Below are 18,064 nucleotides of genomic sequence, written 5' to 3'. Positions count from 1 at the left end.
CAAGTTTAAACTTAAGCGATATAAAAAACAATGGTATCAACGGCTCACATGGACCAAGGACAAAAACCGCAAACAATGTCCAAATAGTGACAGTTTTTCTATTCAAAATTTTTTCATCAACTATCTCATGCCTGTGTGGATGTCTTGCATGTTTTAATCCCCAAAGAGCATAGGCAATCCCAAAGCCAATCAAAAGCCACAATCCCACTTCCCCACGTAATGCCTCAAACCCTTCAAGTTTGCTCAACTCCATTCCTATAAATAAACCTATAAAACCAAGCAAAATAGAAGAACCAACATGACCAATTCCACCAATAAATGTTACAAATACCAACTTTCTTACTGACCACTTTTGAGCTTTCCCTATCATTACAAATGGAAGCCAATGATCGGGAGCAAGCGCATGGACAAACGCAATTGATGCAGTGCTTAAAATCAAAGTTAAAAATGAAGCATCATTCATTACAAGTCTCCCTATTTTGTTTTTACCCATGAAATTATTTCTTTCAAACTTGGGAATTTGCCATAACTTAAAATTGCAACCCTGAAAATTCTACCAGAAACCCAAATCATCCCAATGACAGATAAAAGAAGCAAAAACATTGTTACGATGATTTCCCACATCGCTGGCATTTTAATTGGAATCCGTGCAACCATAAAAGGAGCAGTGAAAACAGGAACAAAGGATAAAATTTTTATCAAAGGTGAATCAGGATTTTGCATAATCAAAAAAGCAAATGCAATTGGAAAAACCATAATTAAACTCACATATCCAGCCACCTGTTGTGCTTCATATTCTGAATTCACAGGCGCACCAATTGCAACGAAAACAGCTGAATAAAAGAGGTAACCAAGGATGAAATAAATTAAAGAAATTAACAATATCTCAAAATTTATCAATGTTATCGCATAACCAGAAAGGAAATAAAATGCAACAAGCCCCCATATCAACATCTGTGTTAATCCAACAAGACCAAGCCCAATTATCTTCCCAGCCATCAATTGATTTGCGGTGCATGAGGAGAGAAGAACTTCAATCACACGATTTGATTTCTCCTCAACAACACTTCTTATCAACATCTGCCCACCCGTCATTACAAGAATCATCAAAGCAAAGATAAAGATATAAGAGCTGAAAAATATCCCAACGAAATCAGCCTTCTCTTCCTCACCCTTTTTTGAAATTTTAACAGTTGTATATTTTACTGACTTTACAATTTGTTCAACTTTGTCTTTCCCAACCCCATACCTCTCAAGATTCGCCCCTATGACAATTTCTTGTAATATGCTCTTAAATCTTTCAATATCTCTTATATTACCCACATTTTGTCCAACATATTGAAAAGTCAAAGTATCCTCACCGAAATTTTTCGGTATGATCAAATATCCCTCAATCTTTCCCTCAACCACTTCTCTGTTCGCAATTTCTTTAAGTTGCGATAGACTCTGGTATTCATTTACAAATTTGATTTCAAAAAGCACATAATTTGATCTTCCGTCTGGAAGTTTAAATTCCCTCTCAAGTTTATCTTTTAATTCATTAAAAACCCAATTTGTCTGATCTATGACCCCGATAAATTTCTGTCGCACATCGGCTTTCTCAGCCAAAATCGTCGGAAGAATTGAAAATCCAACTATGATTATTGGCATCAAAACAATTGAAATTAAAAATGCCTTTGTCCTCACCTTCGTTATATACTCCCACCATGCGATGATAAAAACTTTACTCATAAAATTCTGTTTTTAAATTTAACTTAACTTGATTTTTCAGCAACAACCTTACAAAGAAAAGTTAGCAAAACTTTCCCTTTTATACAACCATTAAAATTAACCGATTAAACTTGAGTAACTTTTATCCCCCGCTTTTCGTATATTTATCCCAGAAATAAAAAATAACAAGAAAGCCTATGAAGAAAATCATTACGATTTTATCGCTCATTTTGCTTACCCAACGCATCTTCCCACAAGAACCCGAAGAAAAGAAAATTGAAACTTTAATTGATGAAATTCTCAAAAAAATTGAAAATTATTATTCATCCGAAGAAATCATACCTGAACAACAAATCCAAAAACAAAAAGAAATGCAACGACAACTTGAAAGGATAAAAAAGCAACTTGAACTTTTACAGAAGCAAAAAGAATTTATGGATGCTGAAAAGTTTCAAGAGGAAATTCAAAAAATTCAAAAAGAGGCAATTGAAATTCAAAAGAAAAGCGAGGAATTGCTTGAGATATTGAAAGAAAAACAACTCTTCCCGATTTCACCCACCTTCAGGTTCAAAGGGGATACGGAAATTGGAGAAAACGACTTTATAGAAGGCGATGTCGTTGTTGAAGATGGCGATCTTATCATTTATGGTCGCGTCAACGGCAACATACTTGTTGAAAATGGTGATGTGATAATCAAAAACGGTGCTGAAGTTACTGGCAATATCTATACAACAAATGGAGAGATTAAAATAAGCGAGAAAGCGAAGTTTACAGGTCAAAGATACGAAAACTTTTCACCTCTTGCTGAAATTGATAGAATAACATCATACAACCGAAAAAAACATAGAACGGAAATAAGATATAGACAATTTTATGAGGAACAACCTGGGGTTGACAATTTTTATTTTGAGTTTGAGAGGGTAAGTGGCTTTAAAATTGGTGTGATGTTCCCGAGAAAATACACAAGCATAATCTACCGACCCATTTCAATGTACGGTTACGGTGGATACGCAACAAAACTACATAGATGGATTTTTTCATTTGGAATTGACAGAGCATTGATAGATGTTTCAGAAAGCTTATCTAAATCCTTTCTCCTTATTTTCGGTGGAAGAGTTTTTTCAACTATTGGAACAAAAGACGACTGGCTAATATCTCCAAACGCAAACACAATTTCAGCTCTTATTTGGAACAACGATTACAGGGATTATTTCAAGCATGAGGGATTTGATATTTATTTTGACATATACATTCAAAATGACTTTTTACCCGATGTTCAGAACTTTAAGATAAATTATTCAAATGCCAACTATGGAAGCGAAACAACGAAATATATCCGATATTTTAAATGGAACGAAAAACGACCATTTCGTGATAATCCAGCTGTATATGAGGGAAATTTAAAATCCCTTTCTTTAAGTTATAGGACAGGAAAGTTTAAACTTGTTGAGGGATTCAAAAAATCCGGATTTGGGATGTTTATCAATTTTGAGAGGGAGCTTGGAAAGTTTAACTACAACATATTGAGTGTTGAATTTAGAGCACGCTTGAACTTATCAAATTACGACAATTTTGGTTTAAGGTTTAGGGTTGCAAGCTCGGATAAAGTCTTACCGAAACAAAAATCATTTGAACTTGGCGGATTTGGAACGCTTTATGCTTTCCCGTATAAATCATTTGAAGGAAACAAGATGATGCTTGCAAACATTGAATATATATTGAAAAACCCTGTTGATATATTTGACTTTGTTAACTTCTTTATCTTCTTTGATGCAGGATATGTGCAGACAGCTGAGGGGAAAATCACATCGGGGTTTAAAATTAAAAACATAAATGAGATAAAATCTGATTTTGGATTCGGATTTGGCACAGAAAGCATGAAGACGAGGATTTACTTTGCCTGGAGAACTGATGCAAAAATGCCCCCAATAATAGTGGTGAGATTGTCAAATCCTTTTTAAAGTTTGTTCAGAATAAACTCAAGAATTTCCCTGATCTGAATAAGATCGCGGCGAAGTTCAGGATCGGTAATTTTTGGAATCTTGACCCTTCCCTCTTCAATTATGATCTCCGTCGGGTCCTCATCCGGGTTATAGCTTTCAAGAACTTTCTTTGCCCCTGCAATTGTATAACCTTCCTCGTAGAGCAAACGCTTGATCATCAAAATAATTTTAATATCGCGATTTGTGTAAATTCTGTTTCCACCTTTATTTTTTGCTGGCTTGAGCTTTTCAAATTCCTTTTCCCAGTATCTCAAGACATACCTTTCAATTCCCGTCAACTTGCTTACCTCTCCAATTGAATAATATAGACGTTTAATTTTAAACTCTGGCATACATCAAGTTTTTTATTTTATTTTAATCATTTCCCCTTTAAAATTCAACTGGTTTATTAAACCTTAACCGACCCTTAAAATTTATTTAATTCTGTGAGTGTAATCTAATTTTGGATATTGCTTTTCAAAAAATTGTGCTTATTTGTAAATTTAGTTAAGCTTTCCCTTATACAAAGGGAAAGGCTCAAAAAATTAAAGAGACAAAAAGCGATGAAGAACACAATTGAATATTTGCTTAAACTCCGCCAGGAGGCAAAACTTGGTGGAGGATTAAAAAGAATTGAAGAACAGCACAAAAAGGGAAAATTAACAGCGAGAGAAAGGATTGACATACTTCTTGATGAAGGAAGTTTCCAAGAAATAGACATGTTTGTCAGACACAGAACATATGATTTCGGGATGGATAAAACTCGTCCACTTGGGGATGGGGTTGTCACAGGTTATGGGACAATTGACGGTAGACTTGTTTTTGTGTTCAGTCAGGATTTCACTGTTTTCGGTGGTTCCCTTTCGGAAGCACATGCTGAAAAAATTTGTAAAATCATGGACCTTGCAATGAAGGTTGGGGCACCAGTTATCGGTTTGAACGATTCGGGCGGAGCAAGGATTCAAGAAGGGGTTGCAAGTTTAGGGGGATACGCGGAAATCTTTTTGAGAAATACGCTTGCTTCAGGGGTTATCCCACAAATTTCAGCGATCATGGGTCCATGTGCAGGTGGAGCGGTTTATTCCCCAGCAATTACAGATTTTATCTTCATGGTTAAAAACACAAGCTATATGTTCGTTACTGGTCCAAATGTTGTTAAGACAGTAACACATGAAGATGTAACATTTGAAGAACTTGGCGGGGCAACAGTTCATGCAACGAAAAGCGGAGTTGCCCATTTTATATGCGACGATGACGTTGAATGCCTTATGCATATTAGAAAACTTTTAAGCTACCTTCCATCAAACAATATGGAAGATCCACCAAGAATTGAAACAGGCGATGATCCCAACCGTGAAGAGCCAAAGCTTGATTCAATAATTCCAGATAATCCGAATAAACCTTATGATATGAAGGAAATCATTTTATCTGTGGTTGACAATGGTGAGTTCCTTGAGGTTCATGAATATTTTGCCCAGAATATAATCTGCGGATTTGCGCGATTTGATGGCTATCCCGTCGGAATAGTTGCCAACCAACCATCTGTACTTGCTGGCGTTCTTGATATTGATGCTTCAGTTAAAGCTGCACGATTTGTTCGCTTCTGTGATGCTTTTAACATCCCAATTGTAACCTTCGTTGATGTCCCTGGGTTTATGCCCGGGACAGATCAAGAGTGGCGTGGCATAATAAAACACGGCGCTAAACTTCTTTACGCTTATTGTGAGGCAACCGTTCCCAAAATCACCATAATTACAAGAAAAGCTTATGGTGGAGCCTACGATGTTATGGGTTCAAAACACATAAGAAGTGATATTAACTATGCTTGGCCAACTGCTGAGATTGCGGTGATGGGACCAAAAGGAGCTGTTGAAATAATATTTAAAAAAGAAATTGAAAAATCCGAAAATCCAGAGGAACTTGAAGAAAAACTCATCCAAGAATACCGTGATAAATTTGCCCACCCATATATCGCAGCCGAGCGAGGTTACATTGACGATGTAATAGAACCAAGAAAAACAAGACAGATGATAATCAAGGCACTTAGAATGCTTGAGAATAAAGTTGACACAAATCCGAAGAAAAAACATGGGAATATACCTCTGTAAAAACAAAATTTTTGTCGCATGTTTGACTTAATTTTAGTTGTATCTGCAATTTATTACTCAATTGAAATAATTTTGTTTTTATTCGCTCTGAATAAGGATAAACGGAGGAACCCAATTAACACCGAAACTTTTCCGGATGTAAGTGTGGTCGTCGCAGCAAGAAACGAAGAAGAAAATATAGAAAGATGCGTCAGATCAATTCTTGAACTTGACTATCCGAAAGATAAGCTTGAGATCATCATTGCAAATGACGGTTCAACAGACAGAACTGAAGAAATCGTTAGAAACCTTCAACAAAATAACTCAAATCTTAAACTTTTAAACATTAAAGCGAATATAAATAACTTGAAAGGGAAAGCAAATGCACTTGCTCAAGCAATAGACAAAGCAAGAGGTGAAATCATATTTATGACCGATGCTGATTGCGCCGTGCCAAAAACTTGGATTAAGGGAATGCTAAAATATTTTGATGAAGAAACAGGTGTAGCCTCTGGAATAACTATAATTGAATCAGGGAAAACTTTCTACGGGATGCAATCTCTTGATTGGGCATTTCTACTTGGGGTTGCAGCCTCGGTTGGAAAACTTTTCAAGCCCGTTGCATGCATTGGAAATAATATGGCTTTTAGAAAGAAAGCATATGTTGAATGTGGCGGTTATCAAAATTTGAAATTCAGCATAACCGAAGACTTTGCCTTGTTTAAAGCGATAACGAGTAACGGTAAATGGAAATACGCATTCCCAGTAGATATTGAAACACTTGTTATAAGTAAGCCTTTAAAAACTTGGAAAGAACTCTATCATCAGAAAAAGAGATGGGGAACTGGTGGACTTGATACAGGTCCACTTGGAATAAGTGTGATGATTGGTGGTTATATCTTTCATCTCCTTTTGCTCCTTTCCCCTCTTTTTATAAACAACCCACTTCCTCTTCTATTGGCTCTGTCTTTGAAATTGCTTGTTGACGGTTCTTTTCTTTTTAAAATTCTAAAAAAACTCAAAAAACTTTCATTGCTTAAATACCTCCCTTTCTTTGAGCTCTACTACATAATTTATGTCGTCGTTCTTCCATTTATCGTTTTCTTTGGTGGTAAAACTGTATGGAAAGAAAGGCAATATAAAGGATTGAGAAATTTAAAAGTGATTGAGAAAAGTTAAAGTTTCCGAAAAATCTTCCGATAATATAACTTGGAAACAACTCAAACCCAACAAATCACATTTTTAATGTTCAAGAAATGTCCAATGTGTAATAGCACGTGGGAAAGCAAGGAAGATTTTTTAAGTGACAAATCAGTAAAACTTGTTGGATATCAAAAATACATGGGTTTATACGGCGGTGGGTACTTGCTTTTTAAGCATAAAACTAAACTTTGTGGAACAACGATTGCTGTTAAAGCTGCTCTATTCTCAAATAGCATCTCATCAGCACAAAGATTGAAGCGAATTTACAATAAAAAAGAAAATTGATTTATTAAAATAAAACGGGCAGGCTTTTCAGCCTGCCCAATGTATTTTTATCTTTGCATCACCAAAGTTGAACCACCCCTGCGAGCGAAAGTCCAGATGTAGTCGCGCAACGCTCTGATTTGCTCATTCGCATTTCCATCAAGCACATCAGGAACTGGGCTTGTCCCTTCATAGAAAAATGTCGGCATGTTTGTCCCAGGTTGAATTGCCTGTGGATCTCTTAACCAGTCAATGACCCATTCGGGCTTTAATCTCCTTGGGGCAAGATCAAGGTTTGGAGCAAGCATTGAAGCCGAAAGCTGACTGCCAGCGGTATGGCATTTCAAACATTGTAATTGCTCAAATAAAACCTTCCCAGCTTGAACATATTTCTTCTCAAGTGGAACATCATAGCTTCTGACTTTAAATTCTTGATTGCTTAATCCAAGGAAATATCTTATAAGCGATGTGATCTCATCATCTGTCAACTGAAATGTTGGCATCCTCAATTTAAACCATGGTCTTATAGTTGTCGGGTTTTTTAGAAATTCATAAAGCCATGGTTCTTGAACCTTTGCACCTTCAATTGTAAGCAACGGTGGACGCAATCCGGGGTCTTCAATCATTGGATGAATATACCCACCTTGCTCTTCAATCTGATGACAGTTGATACAGTTATACCAAAGTGTTAATCTTCTTCCTTCGTTAATTTCTTTTCTCTTTCTATCAAATTTTTGAACATACCCGGAGCCAACTTCATTTTTCTTAAAGCTCGCTATCAAGGTCACCAAAGCTTCTATCTCTTTATCTGTAAAATTAAATTGTGGCATTTTCAATTTAATTCTTTCAGTTGAATATCCCCGCGGATCACGCAATTTTTCAGCAAGCCAGATAAGACGATCCTTCGGAAGATGCTCTTTGTATCCAAAGTCAAGCTGTTCAATGTTTTTCCGTGCAAAGTCCGAAATATCAACGCTTACCTTCGTTTCTCTCTCCGTCCCTTTTATTTCATGACAACCATAACAACCATAACTTTTTATCAACTTCAAACCCTGGTCAGCTTTAGCCTCTGAATAATTTATCTTTATACCCGCATAATCTACCGTGTCCTTCAAAGTCATTAAATAAGCAACAATATCGCTTGCTTCTTGATCCGTCAACCTTAAACTTGGCATTTTTGTGTTTGGCAAATAATGACGTGGATTTTTCAACCAGTCGTAAAGCCATTGTGGATTTACTTTACTACCGATCTTTGTCAACTCAGGAGCAATGTCATAATTTAATCCACGCGTTTCTCTCACGACCTTATTATCACCGATTGCATGACAACCAAGGCAACCGATATTTTCAACAAGTTCTTTACCTCGGGCGGGATTTCCACCACCTTGATATTTAAATTGATATTGCCAATTTTTTGAGCTATCCTGTCCAATTTTTACAAGATAAGCAGTTATCGCCTCAGCCTCCTCTGGAGTTAATTTAAAATCTGGCATTCTTCCATGGGGTAAATACTCACGCGGATTCAAAATCCACCTGTAGAGCCATCCAGGTGTTGTCTTCACAAGAAGATTATTTAAACTTGGCGCTATCTTAGGAAAGTCATTATAACCATCAACACCATGACATCCGTAACAACCTGATTCAATTAAAATATGTTTTCCCATTGTAAGCTTTGGAGCCCATTTCAAATTAATCTCGTTGAAATGACAATCATTACACCCAGCTTCTATATATTCCTTTTTCAAAATCGGCCATTCCCAATGTTTATCTTTATCACCGTGAGCATATCCTTCAGTTAAAGCTGGACCTTGACCTCGATGGCATGGTGTGCAACCAAATGTTTCAGGATTATGCTTTTCAAGAAGCTCACGATTTGGATGTGTTTTAAAAGGCTGAGGAGCGTCTTCAAAAAGAGGATCGTCCCACCCCAAATGACATGTTTGACATCTATCAACGCGTGATTTTAATGTTCCGAAATTTGTCCGCTCAAATTCGGGCAGAATTACCTGAACAATTTTAACCTGCGCTTCTTTTGTTTTTTGAATTCTATCTTTAATCCTATTTATTTCCTCAAAAAGTTTATCAATTTCATGCTGAAGTTCGCTAACCTTTGCCCTATACCCTTTAACTATTGCCCAAGTTGAATCTTTTTTCTTCGTTACTTCTTCTATCTTTGCATTAAATTCACTCATTAATCTCTCTTCCCGCTGAACTCTTTCCCACCACTTTTGAGTTTCTCTGCCATTTGCATTTTCAAGTTTCGCTCTTTGATAAAAATAATAATACTCATCCGACCTGCTCTTGGCAAATTGAAATTCCCGTGTTAATTCAGCAAGTTCCCTTTCATACTTTTTATAGTCTTCAAGTGCTCTTTTATATTCCTCCGATTCAAGTCCAGCTTTTGCCTTTTCAAGTTCTTCCGTTAACTCTTTGTATTTTGCACTGTCAAAATTCGCAACAGCAAGCCTATAGAGCGAATCAAGCTTTGCAAGTTTCAACTGATAAAATTTTCTCTGGTATTCCTTCCATGGTCTTCGTGTTGAAACTTCATTAAAAACAGCCCATAATGTAGCAAGAAAAAGAATTAAAGCAAGAAAGAGGTAAATTTTATCATATCTTCTTTGTTCAACGGGTATTTCTCTGCGTTTCTTTAACCAGTTTAAAACCATGGCAAGTTTACTTTTTGTTTTTAATTAAACATTAAACCATGGCGTCACCCACACATATTTAACATTTAAAGTCCATCTCAAAATCATCTTTATCGGCAAAGCAATCATCGTTAAAAGCAAGTAAGATGTAATTATGTATCTTGTCAATCCAAATTTTTCAGCAAAATCAGGCATTTTCTTTTTCAGCCAAAGCCAGCCAAGTGGCATCAAAATAGCGTAATAACCCACAACAATTACTCCACCTAAAATAGATGCAACTGGATTTAAAGTTCCATCGGGGTTATAAGTTGGTATTCCAAAAAGTTCAGTCAAATCAACATTTGTAATTGCAACAACTTTATGCGGATCCCACTCTTCCCAAGGCCAAAAGAAGTTCCAACCAGGACCCCTGAAAAACGTCCCAACAAAAATTAAAAGAACCCAAAGAACCAAGAAACCAAATGCAAAAATCGTGATCGCCCATTTTCTCTCTTTAAATGTATAATAACCGTTGCCTTTAGGATTTATGTCAATATACGGTATTGCCATCAAACCAATTATAATAAGCCCCGGCAATAGAACTCCCGCAATCCAAGGATCAAAATAAACAAGCATTTCTTGAAGCCCGAGAAAGTACCATGGTGCTTTTGATGGATTTGGGGTAAGCGTTGGATTTGCTGGTTCCTCAAGCGGGGCATCAAAAGCAATGGACCAAACAAGCACAAAAGCCATTACAGCAATCGCTGCGATGAACTCAATACGAACAAGATAAGGCCAAACTTGAACTTTATCTGTTTCATCTGCTTCGTATGGAATTCCCCGCTCATCATTTTTTTTCGCCTTCCTCATTGAGTAAATGAAGAAACCATATACAGTGAAAAGAAGAATTATTATTGGGAAATTATCTGGGTTGCCAAGAATTTTCAAGAGATTATGCATGTCAAAGTCAAAATTTTATTTTAAATCTTTTTTGGAGCGGGACCAGAGATACCTCCGTCTTTCCTTACACGCCAAAAATGAACTGCAAGGAAGATCGCCGTAACAAGCGGTAAAAATATACAATGCAAAACATAAAATCTTAACAACGCTGGTGGACCAACCTGTGTCCCCCCGAGAAGTAAAAACCTAATATCATTATCAGGTCTCATTCCAAGCTCAGGTCCAAAAGGTCCTTGATGTCCGAGAAATGGCGTTGCACGTGCCATATTTGTTCCAACCGTTACAGCCCATATCGCAAGTTGATCCCAAGGCAAAAGATAACCTGTAAAGCTTAAAAGAAAGGTCAAAAGCAAAAGTATCACCCCGATAACCCAATTAAACTGCCTTGGTGGTTTATACGAGCCAGTCAAAAACACTCTAAACATATGTAACATAACTGTTATAACCATTAAATGGGCAGACCAGCGATGCATATTCCTTATCAACGCCCCGAATGGAACATCATTCATTAGATATTTCATATCCTCATAAGCATATTCAGCAGCTGGACGATAGTAAAACATCAAAATCACCCCAGTTATCGTAAGAATTATAAATAAAAGAAACGAAATTCCGCCCATTCCCCAAGTATAGCCATAATTCACCGCATGTCTTGAGACTCTAACTGGATGAAGGTGAAGAAAAACATTATCAACAACCATAAGAGCCCTATTTCTCTGGGTATCCTCATAACCATGGCGAAAGATTGATTTATAAATCTCTGAACTTTTTATTTTTTTCTTTATCTGAGCAAGCATAACTTGAAATCAAATTTTGTTTTGATTGAGTTAACCTCTATATGGCAAAAATGAACCAGGCTTACCCCATTCGCCTTTTTCGTATCTATATGTAATGCCTTTATCAATTAAAAGTTGTCCATCTTCAGCAAGCGTTATCTTAACTCTTTCAAGCGGTCTTGGAGCAGGTCCTTCAAAATTAATTCCAGATTTTCTAAAGCCACTACCATGGCAAGGACATTTAAATTTATTCTCACCACTCAACCATCTGGGCGTACAACCAAGGTGAGTGCAAACAGCCAGGAGAGCATAAAATCCGTCTTCTTCCCTGACTATCCAAACACGCTGTGAATCCTTAAATCTTTCACTTACCTCACCAACTGTATATTCATCTGGATAACCAGCTTTAAATGCCGTTGGTGGTTCGTAAAGAACGCGCGGAAACATATATCTTATTGCCCCAACTATTGATGTAAATATAAACCCCAAAAATCCAAGCCACCCAGCTAATGTCAAAAATGAACGACGATTGAACTTCCAAAGACCGGTATCATTTTCAAGTGGTTTATCTTGCTTAGGTATAATCTTTTTTTTCTCTTCAGGTTTTTGCACTACCTCTCGACTTCGGGGTTGGTTCAAAATTTCGCTCATAAGCTTGATTTTTGAACTTTGTTTTTAATTGCTTCAAAAATTCGGACAAAAAATATCCTTTTTATGTATAAAAAAATTATACCTTGTGCGGAAAAAAGAGACAAATTTTATCATCCACTGAATCAACTACCTCTTGCAGATTCACAGATTTCAAGTAAAGTTTTATCCTTTCATTAACATCAGCGAATAAACTCCGTACCAAACAATTTTTCTTAAAACGACACCCGATCGCGGTAGAAAGATAACAAATTTCTTCTCTTGACGGCTCAATTGCAACAACAAGATCATAAAGCGTTATCTGATCAAGCGGTCGCGAGAGAATATATCCTCCTTTTATACCAATTGTACTATCAACTATCCCCGCACGACGCAATCCTTGAAGTATTTTCATCATATAGCTAACGGATAATCCACATTCACGCGCCACTTCGGACGCACGAACAGGTTTTTTCTCCTTTCTTGTGGCTATATAAATTATCGCATGTATTGCGTAGCCTAGGGATTTTGATATATCTATCATTCTTCCAAAATTATTCACTATCTTTTTGAACCATCTCTATTGTTTCCCAAGGGCAATATTTGGCACACAGCTTACAACCTATGCAAATTTCTTCATCAACTATTACAATACCATTTACATTTGAAAATGGATTTATTCCATTGGCGAGATTTTCTCTTAAAATGTCAAGCGTCGTTGATTTAACCCCATCAAACACATCAACATGCTCAGGTCCTTTAACTTTGTAAATGCAATCTACAGGACAAAACTCAATACACACCTCGCATCCAGTGCAACCTGTTGGATTAACGAAAGCAATAAGCTTAACCTTTTTCTTCCGAGTTTGCTTTTCTATATGAACCTGTGCCATTTTCAAAGCAAATTGGTTTTAAAAATAAGTTCTATCTTTCACATCAGAAGCAACAAATCCAGAAATCATCATCTTTCTCTTTCTTTCCTTAACAACTTTATCTATTTGTGCTTTTTCAAACTGTTCAGCTGAATCAACGAGGACTGTTACAACATTATTTCTAACTTCTGCAAATCCATCTGATACAACAAAATAAAGCATGTTACCGTTCCCATCAATGATCTTAATTTTCCCAATCTCAAGCAAACTTATTAAAGGTGCGTGATTATAAAGAACTTGAAAACTCCCCATAATTCCCGGAAGAGTTATGCTTTTAACCTTGCCACGATAGACTATATTTTCAGGGGTTAAGATTTCAACTTGAATTAGTTTATCCATTTCAATCTAATTTCATTTTCTTTGCTTTATCAAACGCTTCATCAATTGTTCCAACCATATAAAATGCCATTTCTGGCAATTCATCGCATTCACCTTCAATTATTGCTTTAAACCCAGCTATTGTATCCTGAAGTTTTACATATCTTCCTTCCGTTCCTGTAAATGCTTCAGCAACAAAGAAAGGCTGTGAAAGGAAGCGTTGAATTTTTCTTGCCCTCGCAACTATTAACTTGTCTTCCTCTGAAAGTTCATCAATTCCAAGGATGTTGATTATATCCTGCAAATCTTTATATGTTTGCAAAATTTCTTTTACCTTTTTCGCAACATAATAATGCTCATCACCGACAACTTTTGGATCAAGCAATCGTGAGGTTGAATCAAGGGGATCAACAGCAGGATAAATTCCAAGTTCAGCTATCTGTCTTGAAAGAACCGTTGTTGCATCAAGGTGACCAAATGTTGTCGCAGGCGCTGGATCTGTCAAGTCATCAGCTGGGACATAAATTGCTTGAACAGATGTGATTGAACCACGCTTCGTAGAGACAATTCTTTCTTGCAATTCTCCCATCTCAGTTGCAAGCGTTGGTTGATAACCAACAGCTGAGGGCATTCTTCCAAGTAATGCCGAAACTTCAGAACCCGCTTGCGTGAATCTGAAAATGTTATCTATGAAAAGAAGAACATCTTTACCTTCTTCGTCTCTAAAATATTCAGCAATTGAAAGAGCGCTTAGCCCAACTCTCAACCTTGCCCCTGGCGGTTCATTCATTTGACCAAACACAAGAACAGCATTCTTCAGAACTCCAGACTGTTTCATCTCAAGCCAAAGTTCATTCCCTTCTCTTGTTCTTTCACCAACGCCCCCAAAAACCGAATAACCTTTATGGTAAACAGCGATGTTATGAATCATTTCCATAATCAAAACTGTTTTTCCAACCCCAGCTCCACCAAAAAGTCCAACTTTCCCACCTTTGGGATATGGCTCAAGCAAATCAATAACCTTAATACCAGTCTCAAGTATCTCCCTCTTTGTGCTTAATTCTGTAAATTCAGGGGGTTCACGATGTATTGGATAATATTTTTCAGCTTCAACAGGACCAAGACCATCAATTGGTTCACCTACAACATTTAAAAGTCGCCCAAGGACCTTTGGTCCAACTGGAACTTTTATTGGCTCACCCGTATCATAAGCTTTCATCCCACGGACAAGCCCATCCGTTGAATCAAGTGCAACCGCGCGAACCCTATTTTCACCAAGATGTTGCTGAACCTCAGCCCAAAGTATTTCCTCTTTACCTTCAATGTTTACCCGAGGTATTTTAATCGCATTAAAAATAGCTGGCAAATAACCATCTTCAAACTCAATATCAAGAACAGGTCCGATAATTTGAACGATTCTTCCCTCGTGCATTAACCTTGTTAAATTTGTTTTACTTTCGGTTTAATAAACTGCATTATCTCCTCTCCGAGCAATTCCAAAAAATTTACTCGGAGAGGAATAAAAAGGTAAGATAACTTGATGAAATATACGAAAATCAAGCCGTATTTCAAAAATTAATTCAAGTTAAATCCTCGCGTTTTTCTCCTCCTCGCTGAAACATAAATCACGATCGCAAAACCAGCAAATATCAAATATGGAACAACAAGCAAATAAACTATACCATCATTTAAACCACTGGCAAACTTCATCCCCTCCTCTGAACTTGTAACATTTTGCTTACACATCGCACATTGCGAATAAACATCACTGAAAAAAAGAAACATTATAATGACAAACAACCCAAGAAAATAAATCAACTTTTTCATTTTCCAACTTTGATTTTATTTGAAAATGTGGTAAAGCATAATGTAAATCAAAACTCCTGTCACAGAAACATACATCCATATGGGCAATGTTAGCCGTGCTACTTTCGGATGTTTATCAAATTTTTTAAGTAAAGCATAAGATAATGTAATGATTGCCATTGGCAGAGCAAAAATAGCAAAAAATGTATGAGACGATAAAATTGAAAAATAAATAAATCTCCAAATCCCAACTCCCTGAAAACGCGTTACACCAGCATTATAATGGTAGATAAGATAGCCGATAATAAAAAATGTAGAAGAAATAAAAGCAGAGATCATGAATTTCTTATGTCTTTGAACATCCCTTTTTTTAATGCTCAAAAATCCAAACAAAAGGAACACAAAGCTCAATCCATTGAAAATCGCATTAATAGTTGGCAATAGTTTTATCATCTTTCGCGTAAAATTATTTTTACATCTCTTATCAGGTTATCAACATCCTCGGGATCAGTCCCACCATAGTATCCTCGGATTCTTCCCTTTGTATCAATAAGAACAAATCTATCAGAGTGAATGAAATCCCCAGGACCTCCATCTCCTTCTTCAACAGGTAGTTTAAAACCTTTTCTGGCAAGTTCATAGATTTTTTTCTTATCACCGGTGACGAAGAACCATTTCCCGTCAATCGCTCCCCAACCTTTTGCATACATTGAAAGAACCCAAACGGAATCAGTTTCAGGGTCAACGGTAAAGGAAACTATTTTAACTTTATCATTATTTTTGAAAGCCTCCTGAACTCTTGTCATTTGTTCGGTCATTCTTGGACAGATCCCAGCACAACTCGTAAAGAAAAAATCAGCAACCCATACATTCCCTTTCAACTTCTCAAGGTTAATTTCTTGACCATGATGTTCAATCAGGCTAAACTCGGGAATTTCTCCGTAAACTGGTAAACTTGCAGCCGATGAAACTTTCCAGATTTGAATCTTTAGGGCTATAAAAACCCCAAGCGCCAGACTTAAAATCGCAAGGACAACTTTTCTGCCGGGCATTTTTTACTTTAATTTGATTTTTAATTAGTAGCCCAAACCAAGACGCATTAAAAGAGCCACGCTTCCATCCGGGATAAGAGCAGCTGCAAGAGCCACAATTAAAATCAAAGGCAAAACTATTGAATAAACCAATCCAAGTTGTTCAAACTTCAAATGCATAAAATATCCAGCGATCAAACTCGCTTTCATCAACGCCATTATTGTAAAAAGCAAAGCCATAAGCGAATGCGAAATCGGAAGAAAAGCTACAATTATTTCTACAATGGTAATTGCAAGTAATTGAAACCAAACACGCCAGTAAATTTTTTTTGATGATTTGTGAGTCATCTCTGTCATAGTTCAAAAATTTAAAAATTTGTTTTTAAAGAAGATAGAAAAACGCAAAAATGAAAACCCAAACGAGATCAACGAAATGCCAATAAAGCCCTGCAACCTCAACCCCTTCATAAGAACCACGCTTGTCATAAATTCCTTTCGCCACTCTTATTGCCATAACTATTAATACGATAACTCCACTTAAAACATGCGAACCGTGAAATCCAGTTATAACAAAGAAGGAAGCTGAAAATAAAGGAACTCCCCATGGATTGCTTGTAAGCCGTGCGCCCTCGTGAATTAAATGTCCCCACTCATAAGCCTGACAAAGTAAGAACAAAAACCCACCTCCTATCGTAAGCAAAAGATATTTAAGCACGCTTTTCCTTTCCATCCTTTTCCCTGCGTCCACAGCAAGAGCCATAGTTAAGCTACTACATATCAAGATAAAAGTCATTATGCTAACGAAAACAAGTGGAAGTTTCGCACTTGTAAATGGAAAAGATGAAAAAACTTCAATTCTACTTGGCCAACTTGGTAAACTCGCCCTTAAAGAACCATAACCAGCAAGTAGCCCTCCAAATGTGAACGCATCAGATAATATGAAAATCCACATGGTAAATTTCTCCCTTGACACACCAAAAGGTGATTTTCCACCACCCCACGAGGACTTTAAAATTTTTTCTTGCTCAAACGCTACTTCCTGTGTCATTTGTTTTTCTCCCGTCTTTTGTTTTTCAAATTGTGACATTTATGAAAATAAAAAGATAAATCCAGAGTATATCAAGAAAATGCCAATATGTTATGCAAAGTTCAACACCAAGTCTATTTTTTGAGTTATAATGCCCAAACAGCGCTTTTATCAAAACATAAACAAGCGCAACAACCCCACCTATAAGATGAATCGCATGAGCCCATGTCAAAAGATAGAAAAATGAACTTGATGGATTCGTGCCCACATAAATCCCCATATTTTTCAGTTGTTCCCAACCAATCAATTGTCCAATCAAAAACGAAACGCCAAGCAAAGTTGAAAACAAAAACAAAAGTTTAAATTCAGAAAGTTTATTTCTCTTCAAACGAAAATAGCTCATTTGAATTGTCACGCTACTAAAGATCAAAATTAAAGTATTAACCACAAAAATTGGGGGCAAATTAAATTTCAACCAATTCCCCGCAGAATGTCTTACTATATAAGCGCTTGTTAAAGCGGAAAAAAACATAATTATCGCAGATATAAATAACCACAGACCGAACTTTGCAGGGTTAACTGGCAAAGCGTATGAGTAAGAATGCCCGCCGGCACCACCGCCACCTCCGTTGTTAAAAATTCTTCCAGAATCTATATTTGAAATTCCTGCTTCTTTTTTCTTTTCAGCTACCATAATCTGCCTTTGCGAATTTT

Annotated in this window: 21 protein-coding genes; 4 read left to right on the top strand and 17 right to left on the bottom strand. The window is 36.7% G+C overall.

Annotated elements, in window-relative coordinates; all coding sequences use genetic code 11:
• Positions 1–463 (bottom strand): hypothetical protein (locus AT685_RS08235; RefSeq protein WP_143713193.1); only part of this gene is annotated, 463 nt, incomplete at its 3' end.
• Positions 464–474: 11 nt separating this feature from the next.
• Positions 475–1,731 (bottom strand): ABC transporter permease, encoded by a 1,257-nt coding sequence (locus tag AT685_RS08230; protein ID WP_072152257.1) that lies wholly within the window; start codon positions 1,729–1,731, stop codon positions 475–477.
• 176 nt (positions 1,732–1,907) lie between these two features.
• Between AT685_RS08230 and AT685_RS08225 the strand changes: the two genes are divergently transcribed.
• Positions 1,908–3,671, top strand: a complete 1,764-nt coding sequence (locus tag AT685_RS08225) for a polymer-forming cytoskeletal protein (RefSeq protein WP_072152256.1) — start codon at positions 1,908–1,910, stop codon at positions 3,669–3,671.
• Here the strand turns inward: AT685_RS08225 and AT685_RS08220 are convergent.
• Positions 3,668–4,045, bottom strand: a complete 378-nt coding sequence (locus tag AT685_RS08220) for a MerR family transcriptional regulator (protein WP_072152255.1) — start codon at positions 4,043–4,045, stop codon at positions 3,668–3,670. The two genes, AT685_RS08225 and AT685_RS08220, sit on opposite strands and share 4 nt — an antisense overlap.
• Before the next feature lie 210 nt (positions 4,046–4,255).
• Between AT685_RS08220 and AT685_RS08215 the strand changes: the two genes are divergently transcribed.
• The 3 genes from AT685_RS08215 to AT685_RS08205 all read left to right on the top strand — a co-directional run bounded on the left by AT685_RS08215 (position 4,256) and on the right by AT685_RS08205 (position 7,267).
• Positions 4,256–5,800 carry an acyl-CoA carboxylase subunit beta gene (locus AT685_RS08215; RefSeq protein WP_072149536.1) on the top strand — a complete coding sequence of 515 codons (1,545 nt, stop codon included), beginning with the start codon at positions 4,256–4,258 and terminating at the stop codon, positions 5,798–5,800.
• An 18-nt stretch (positions 5,801–5,818) separates the two neighbouring features.
• The gene (locus AT685_RS08210; protein WP_072152254.1) at positions 5,819–6,958 is read left to right on the top strand and encodes a glycosyltransferase; all 1,140 of its coding nucleotides are present in this window, start codon (positions 5,819–5,821) and stop codon (positions 6,956–6,958) included.
• 84 nt (positions 6,959–7,042) lie between these two features.
• Positions 7,043–7,267: a lysozyme family protein gene (locus AT685_RS08205; protein ID WP_072152253.1), complete on the top strand. Its 225-nt coding sequence runs from the start codon at positions 7,043–7,045 to the stop codon at positions 7,265–7,267.
• A gap of 47 nt (positions 7,268–7,314) precedes the next feature.
• Here the strand turns inward: AT685_RS08205 and AT685_RS08200 are convergent, their stop codons facing one another.
• The 14 genes from AT685_RS08200 to AT685_RS08135 form a co-directional block, all read right to left on the bottom strand.
• Positions 7,315–9,915, bottom strand: a complete 2,601-nt coding sequence (locus AT685_RS08200) for a c-type cytochrome (protein WP_072152252.1) — start codon at positions 9,913–9,915, stop codon at positions 7,315–7,317.
• A gap of 24 nt (positions 9,916–9,939) precedes the next feature.
• On the bottom strand, positions 9,940–10,833 hold the full coding sequence (locus AT685_RS08195) for a cytochrome b family protein (RefSeq protein ID WP_081040657.1): 894 nt from the start codon (positions 10,831–10,833) through the stop codon (positions 9,940–9,942).
• Positions 10,834–10,853: 20 nt separating this feature from the next.
• Positions 10,854–11,630: a cytochrome b N-terminal domain-containing protein gene (locus AT685_RS08190; RefSeq protein WP_072149532.1), complete on the bottom strand. Its 777-nt coding sequence runs from the start codon at positions 11,628–11,630 to the stop codon at positions 10,854–10,856.
• Positions 11,631–11,660: 30 nt separating this feature from the next.
• On the bottom strand, positions 11,661–12,221 hold the full coding sequence (locus AT685_RS08185; RefSeq protein ID WP_234696273.1) for a QcrA and Rieske domain-containing protein: 561 nt from the start codon (positions 12,219–12,221) through the stop codon (positions 11,661–11,663).
• A gap of 115 nt (positions 12,222–12,336) precedes the next feature.
• Positions 12,337–12,780, bottom strand: coding sequence for an RrF2 family transcriptional regulator (locus AT685_RS08180; RefSeq protein WP_143713192.1), 444 nt, complete (start codon positions 12,778–12,780; stop codon positions 12,337–12,339).
• 10 nt (positions 12,781–12,790) lie between these two features.
• Positions 12,791–13,129 carry a 4Fe-4S binding protein gene (locus AT685_RS08175; RefSeq protein ID WP_072149530.1) on the bottom strand — a complete coding sequence of 113 codons (339 nt, stop codon included), beginning with the start codon at positions 13,127–13,129 and terminating at the stop codon, positions 12,791–12,793.
• 18 nt (positions 13,130–13,147) lie between these two features.
• Complete coding sequence (gene atpC, locus AT685_RS08170; protein ID WP_072149529.1) at positions 13,148–13,507, bottom strand: ATP synthase F1 subunit epsilon; 360 nt, start codon at positions 13,505–13,507, stop codon at positions 13,148–13,150.
• A 1-nt stretch (position 13,508) separates the two neighbouring features.
• Entirely contained in the window at positions 13,509–14,918 is a 1,410-nt protein-coding gene (gene atpD / locus AT685_RS08165) for a F0F1 ATP synthase subunit beta (protein WP_072149528.1), read from the bottom strand.
• A 143-nt stretch (positions 14,919–15,061) separates the two neighbouring features.
• The gene (locus AT685_RS08160) at positions 15,062–15,313 is read right to left on the bottom strand and encodes a hypothetical protein (protein ID WP_072149527.1); all 252 of its coding nucleotides are present in this window, start codon (positions 15,311–15,313) and stop codon (positions 15,062–15,064) included.
• Between the two features lie 15 nt (positions 15,314–15,328).
• Complete coding sequence (locus AT685_RS08155; protein ID WP_072152250.1) at positions 15,329–15,745, bottom strand: DUF420 domain-containing protein; 417 nt, start codon at positions 15,743–15,745, stop codon at positions 15,329–15,331.
• A complete protein-coding gene (locus AT685_RS08150; RefSeq protein ID WP_072152249.1) occupies positions 15,742–16,344 on the bottom strand; it encodes an SCO family protein in 603 nt (200 codons plus the stop codon). Before AT685_RS08150 ends, AT685_RS08155 begins: the two co-directional genes overlap by 4 nt.
• A gap of 24 nt (positions 16,345–16,368) precedes the next feature.
• Positions 16,369–16,680, bottom strand: coding sequence for a cytochrome C oxidase subunit IV family protein (locus AT685_RS08145; protein ID WP_072149524.1), 312 nt, complete (start codon positions 16,678–16,680; stop codon positions 16,369–16,371).
• 25 nt (positions 16,681–16,705) lie between these two features.
• The gene (locus AT685_RS08140) at positions 16,706–17,371 is read right to left on the bottom strand and encodes a cytochrome c oxidase subunit 3 (RefSeq protein ID WP_081040658.1); all 666 of its coding nucleotides are present in this window, start codon (positions 17,369–17,371) and stop codon (positions 16,706–16,708) included.
• A gap of 25 nt (positions 17,372–17,396) precedes the next feature.
• A complete protein-coding gene (locus AT685_RS08135; RefSeq protein ID WP_081040655.1) occupies positions 17,397–18,044 on the bottom strand; it encodes a cytochrome c oxidase subunit 3 in 648 nt (215 codons plus the stop codon).
• Positions 18,045–18,064 lie beyond the last annotated feature (20 nt).

It is taken from the genome of Candidatus Kryptobacter tengchongensis, from assembly GCF_001458555.1.
GTDB classification, from domain to species: domain Bacteria; phylum Bacteroidota; class Ignavibacteria; order Kryptoniales; family Kryptoniaceae; genus Kryptonium; species Kryptonium tengchongense.
The sequence above is the reverse complement of the archived record's forward strand: the minus strand, read 5'-3'. Positions and strand labels throughout refer to the sequence as shown.

What these genes read in the sequence shown, in the direction of transcription:
- AT685_RS08220 (WP_072152255.1), bottom strand. Translation starts at nt 4,045, where the DNA reads ATGCCAGAGTTTAAAATTAAACGTCTATATTATTCAATTGGAGAGGTA.
- AT685_RS08190 (WP_072149532.1), bottom strand. Translation starts at nt 11,630, where the DNA reads ATGCTTGCTCAGATAAAGAAAAAAATAAAAAGTTCAGAGATTTATAAA.
- AT685_RS08205 (WP_072152253.1), top strand. Translation starts at nt 7,043, where the DNA reads ATGTGTAATAGCACGTGGGAAAGCAAGGAAGATTTTTTAAGTGACAAA.
- AT685_RS08200 (WP_072152252.1), bottom strand. Translation starts at nt 9,915, where the DNA reads ATGGTTTTAAACTGGTTAAAGAAACGCAGAGAAATACCCGTTGAACAA.
- AT685_RS08195 (WP_081040657.1), bottom strand. Translation starts at nt 10,833, where the DNA reads ATGCATAATCTCTTGAAAATTCTTGGCAACCCAGATAATTTCCCAATA.
- AT685_RS08140 (WP_081040658.1), bottom strand. Translation starts at nt 17,371, where the DNA reads ATGACACAGGAAGTAGCGTTTGAGCAAGAAAAAATTTTAAAGTCCTCG.
- AT685_RS08160 (WP_072149527.1), bottom strand. Translation starts at nt 15,313, where the DNA reads ATGAAAAAGTTGATTTATTTTCTTGGGTTGTTTGTCATTATAATGTTT.
- AT685_RS08145 (WP_072149524.1), bottom strand. Translation starts at nt 16,680, where the DNA reads ATGACAGAGATGACTCACAAATCATCAAAAAAAATTTACTGGCGTGTT.
- AT685_RS08230 (WP_072152257.1), bottom strand. Translation starts at nt 1,731, where the DNA reads ATGAGTAAAGTTTTTATCATCGCATGGTGGGAGTATATAACGAAGGTG.
- AT685_RS08210 (WP_072152254.1), top strand. Translation starts at nt 5,819, where the DNA reads ATGTTTGACTTAATTTTAGTTGTATCTGCAATTTATTACTCAATTGAA.
- atpC (WP_072149529.1), bottom strand. Translation starts at nt 13,507, where the DNA reads ATGGATAAACTAATTCAAGTTGAAATCTTAACCCCTGAAAATATAGTC.
- AT685_RS08155 (WP_072152250.1), bottom strand. Translation starts at nt 15,745, where the DNA reads ATGATAAAACTATTGCCAACTATTAATGCGATTTTCAATGGATTGAGC.
- AT685_RS08180 (WP_143713192.1), bottom strand. Translation starts at nt 12,780, where the DNA reads ATGATAGATATATCAAAATCCCTAGGCTACGCAATACATGCGATAATT.
- AT685_RS08215 (WP_072149536.1), top strand. Translation starts at nt 4,256, where the DNA reads ATGAAGAACACAATTGAATATTTGCTTAAACTCCGCCAGGAGGCAAAA.
- AT685_RS08150 (WP_072152249.1), bottom strand. Translation starts at nt 16,344, where the DNA reads ATGCCCGGCAGAAAAGTTGTCCTTGCGATTTTAAGTCTGGCGCTTGGG.
- atpD (WP_072149528.1), bottom strand. Translation starts at nt 14,918, where the DNA reads ATGCACGAGGGAAGAATCGTTCAAATTATCGGACCTGTTCTTGATATT.
- AT685_RS08175 (WP_072149530.1), bottom strand. Translation starts at nt 13,129, where the DNA reads ATGGCACAGGTTCATATAGAAAAGCAAACTCGGAAGAAAAAGGTTAAG.
- AT685_RS08225 (WP_072152256.1), top strand. Translation starts at nt 1,908, where the DNA reads ATGAAGAAAATCATTACGATTTTATCGCTCATTTTGCTTACCCAACGC.
- AT685_RS08135 (WP_081040655.1), bottom strand. Translation starts at nt 18,044, where the DNA reads ATGGTAGCTGAAAAGAAAAAAGAAGCAGGAATTTCAAATATAGATTCT.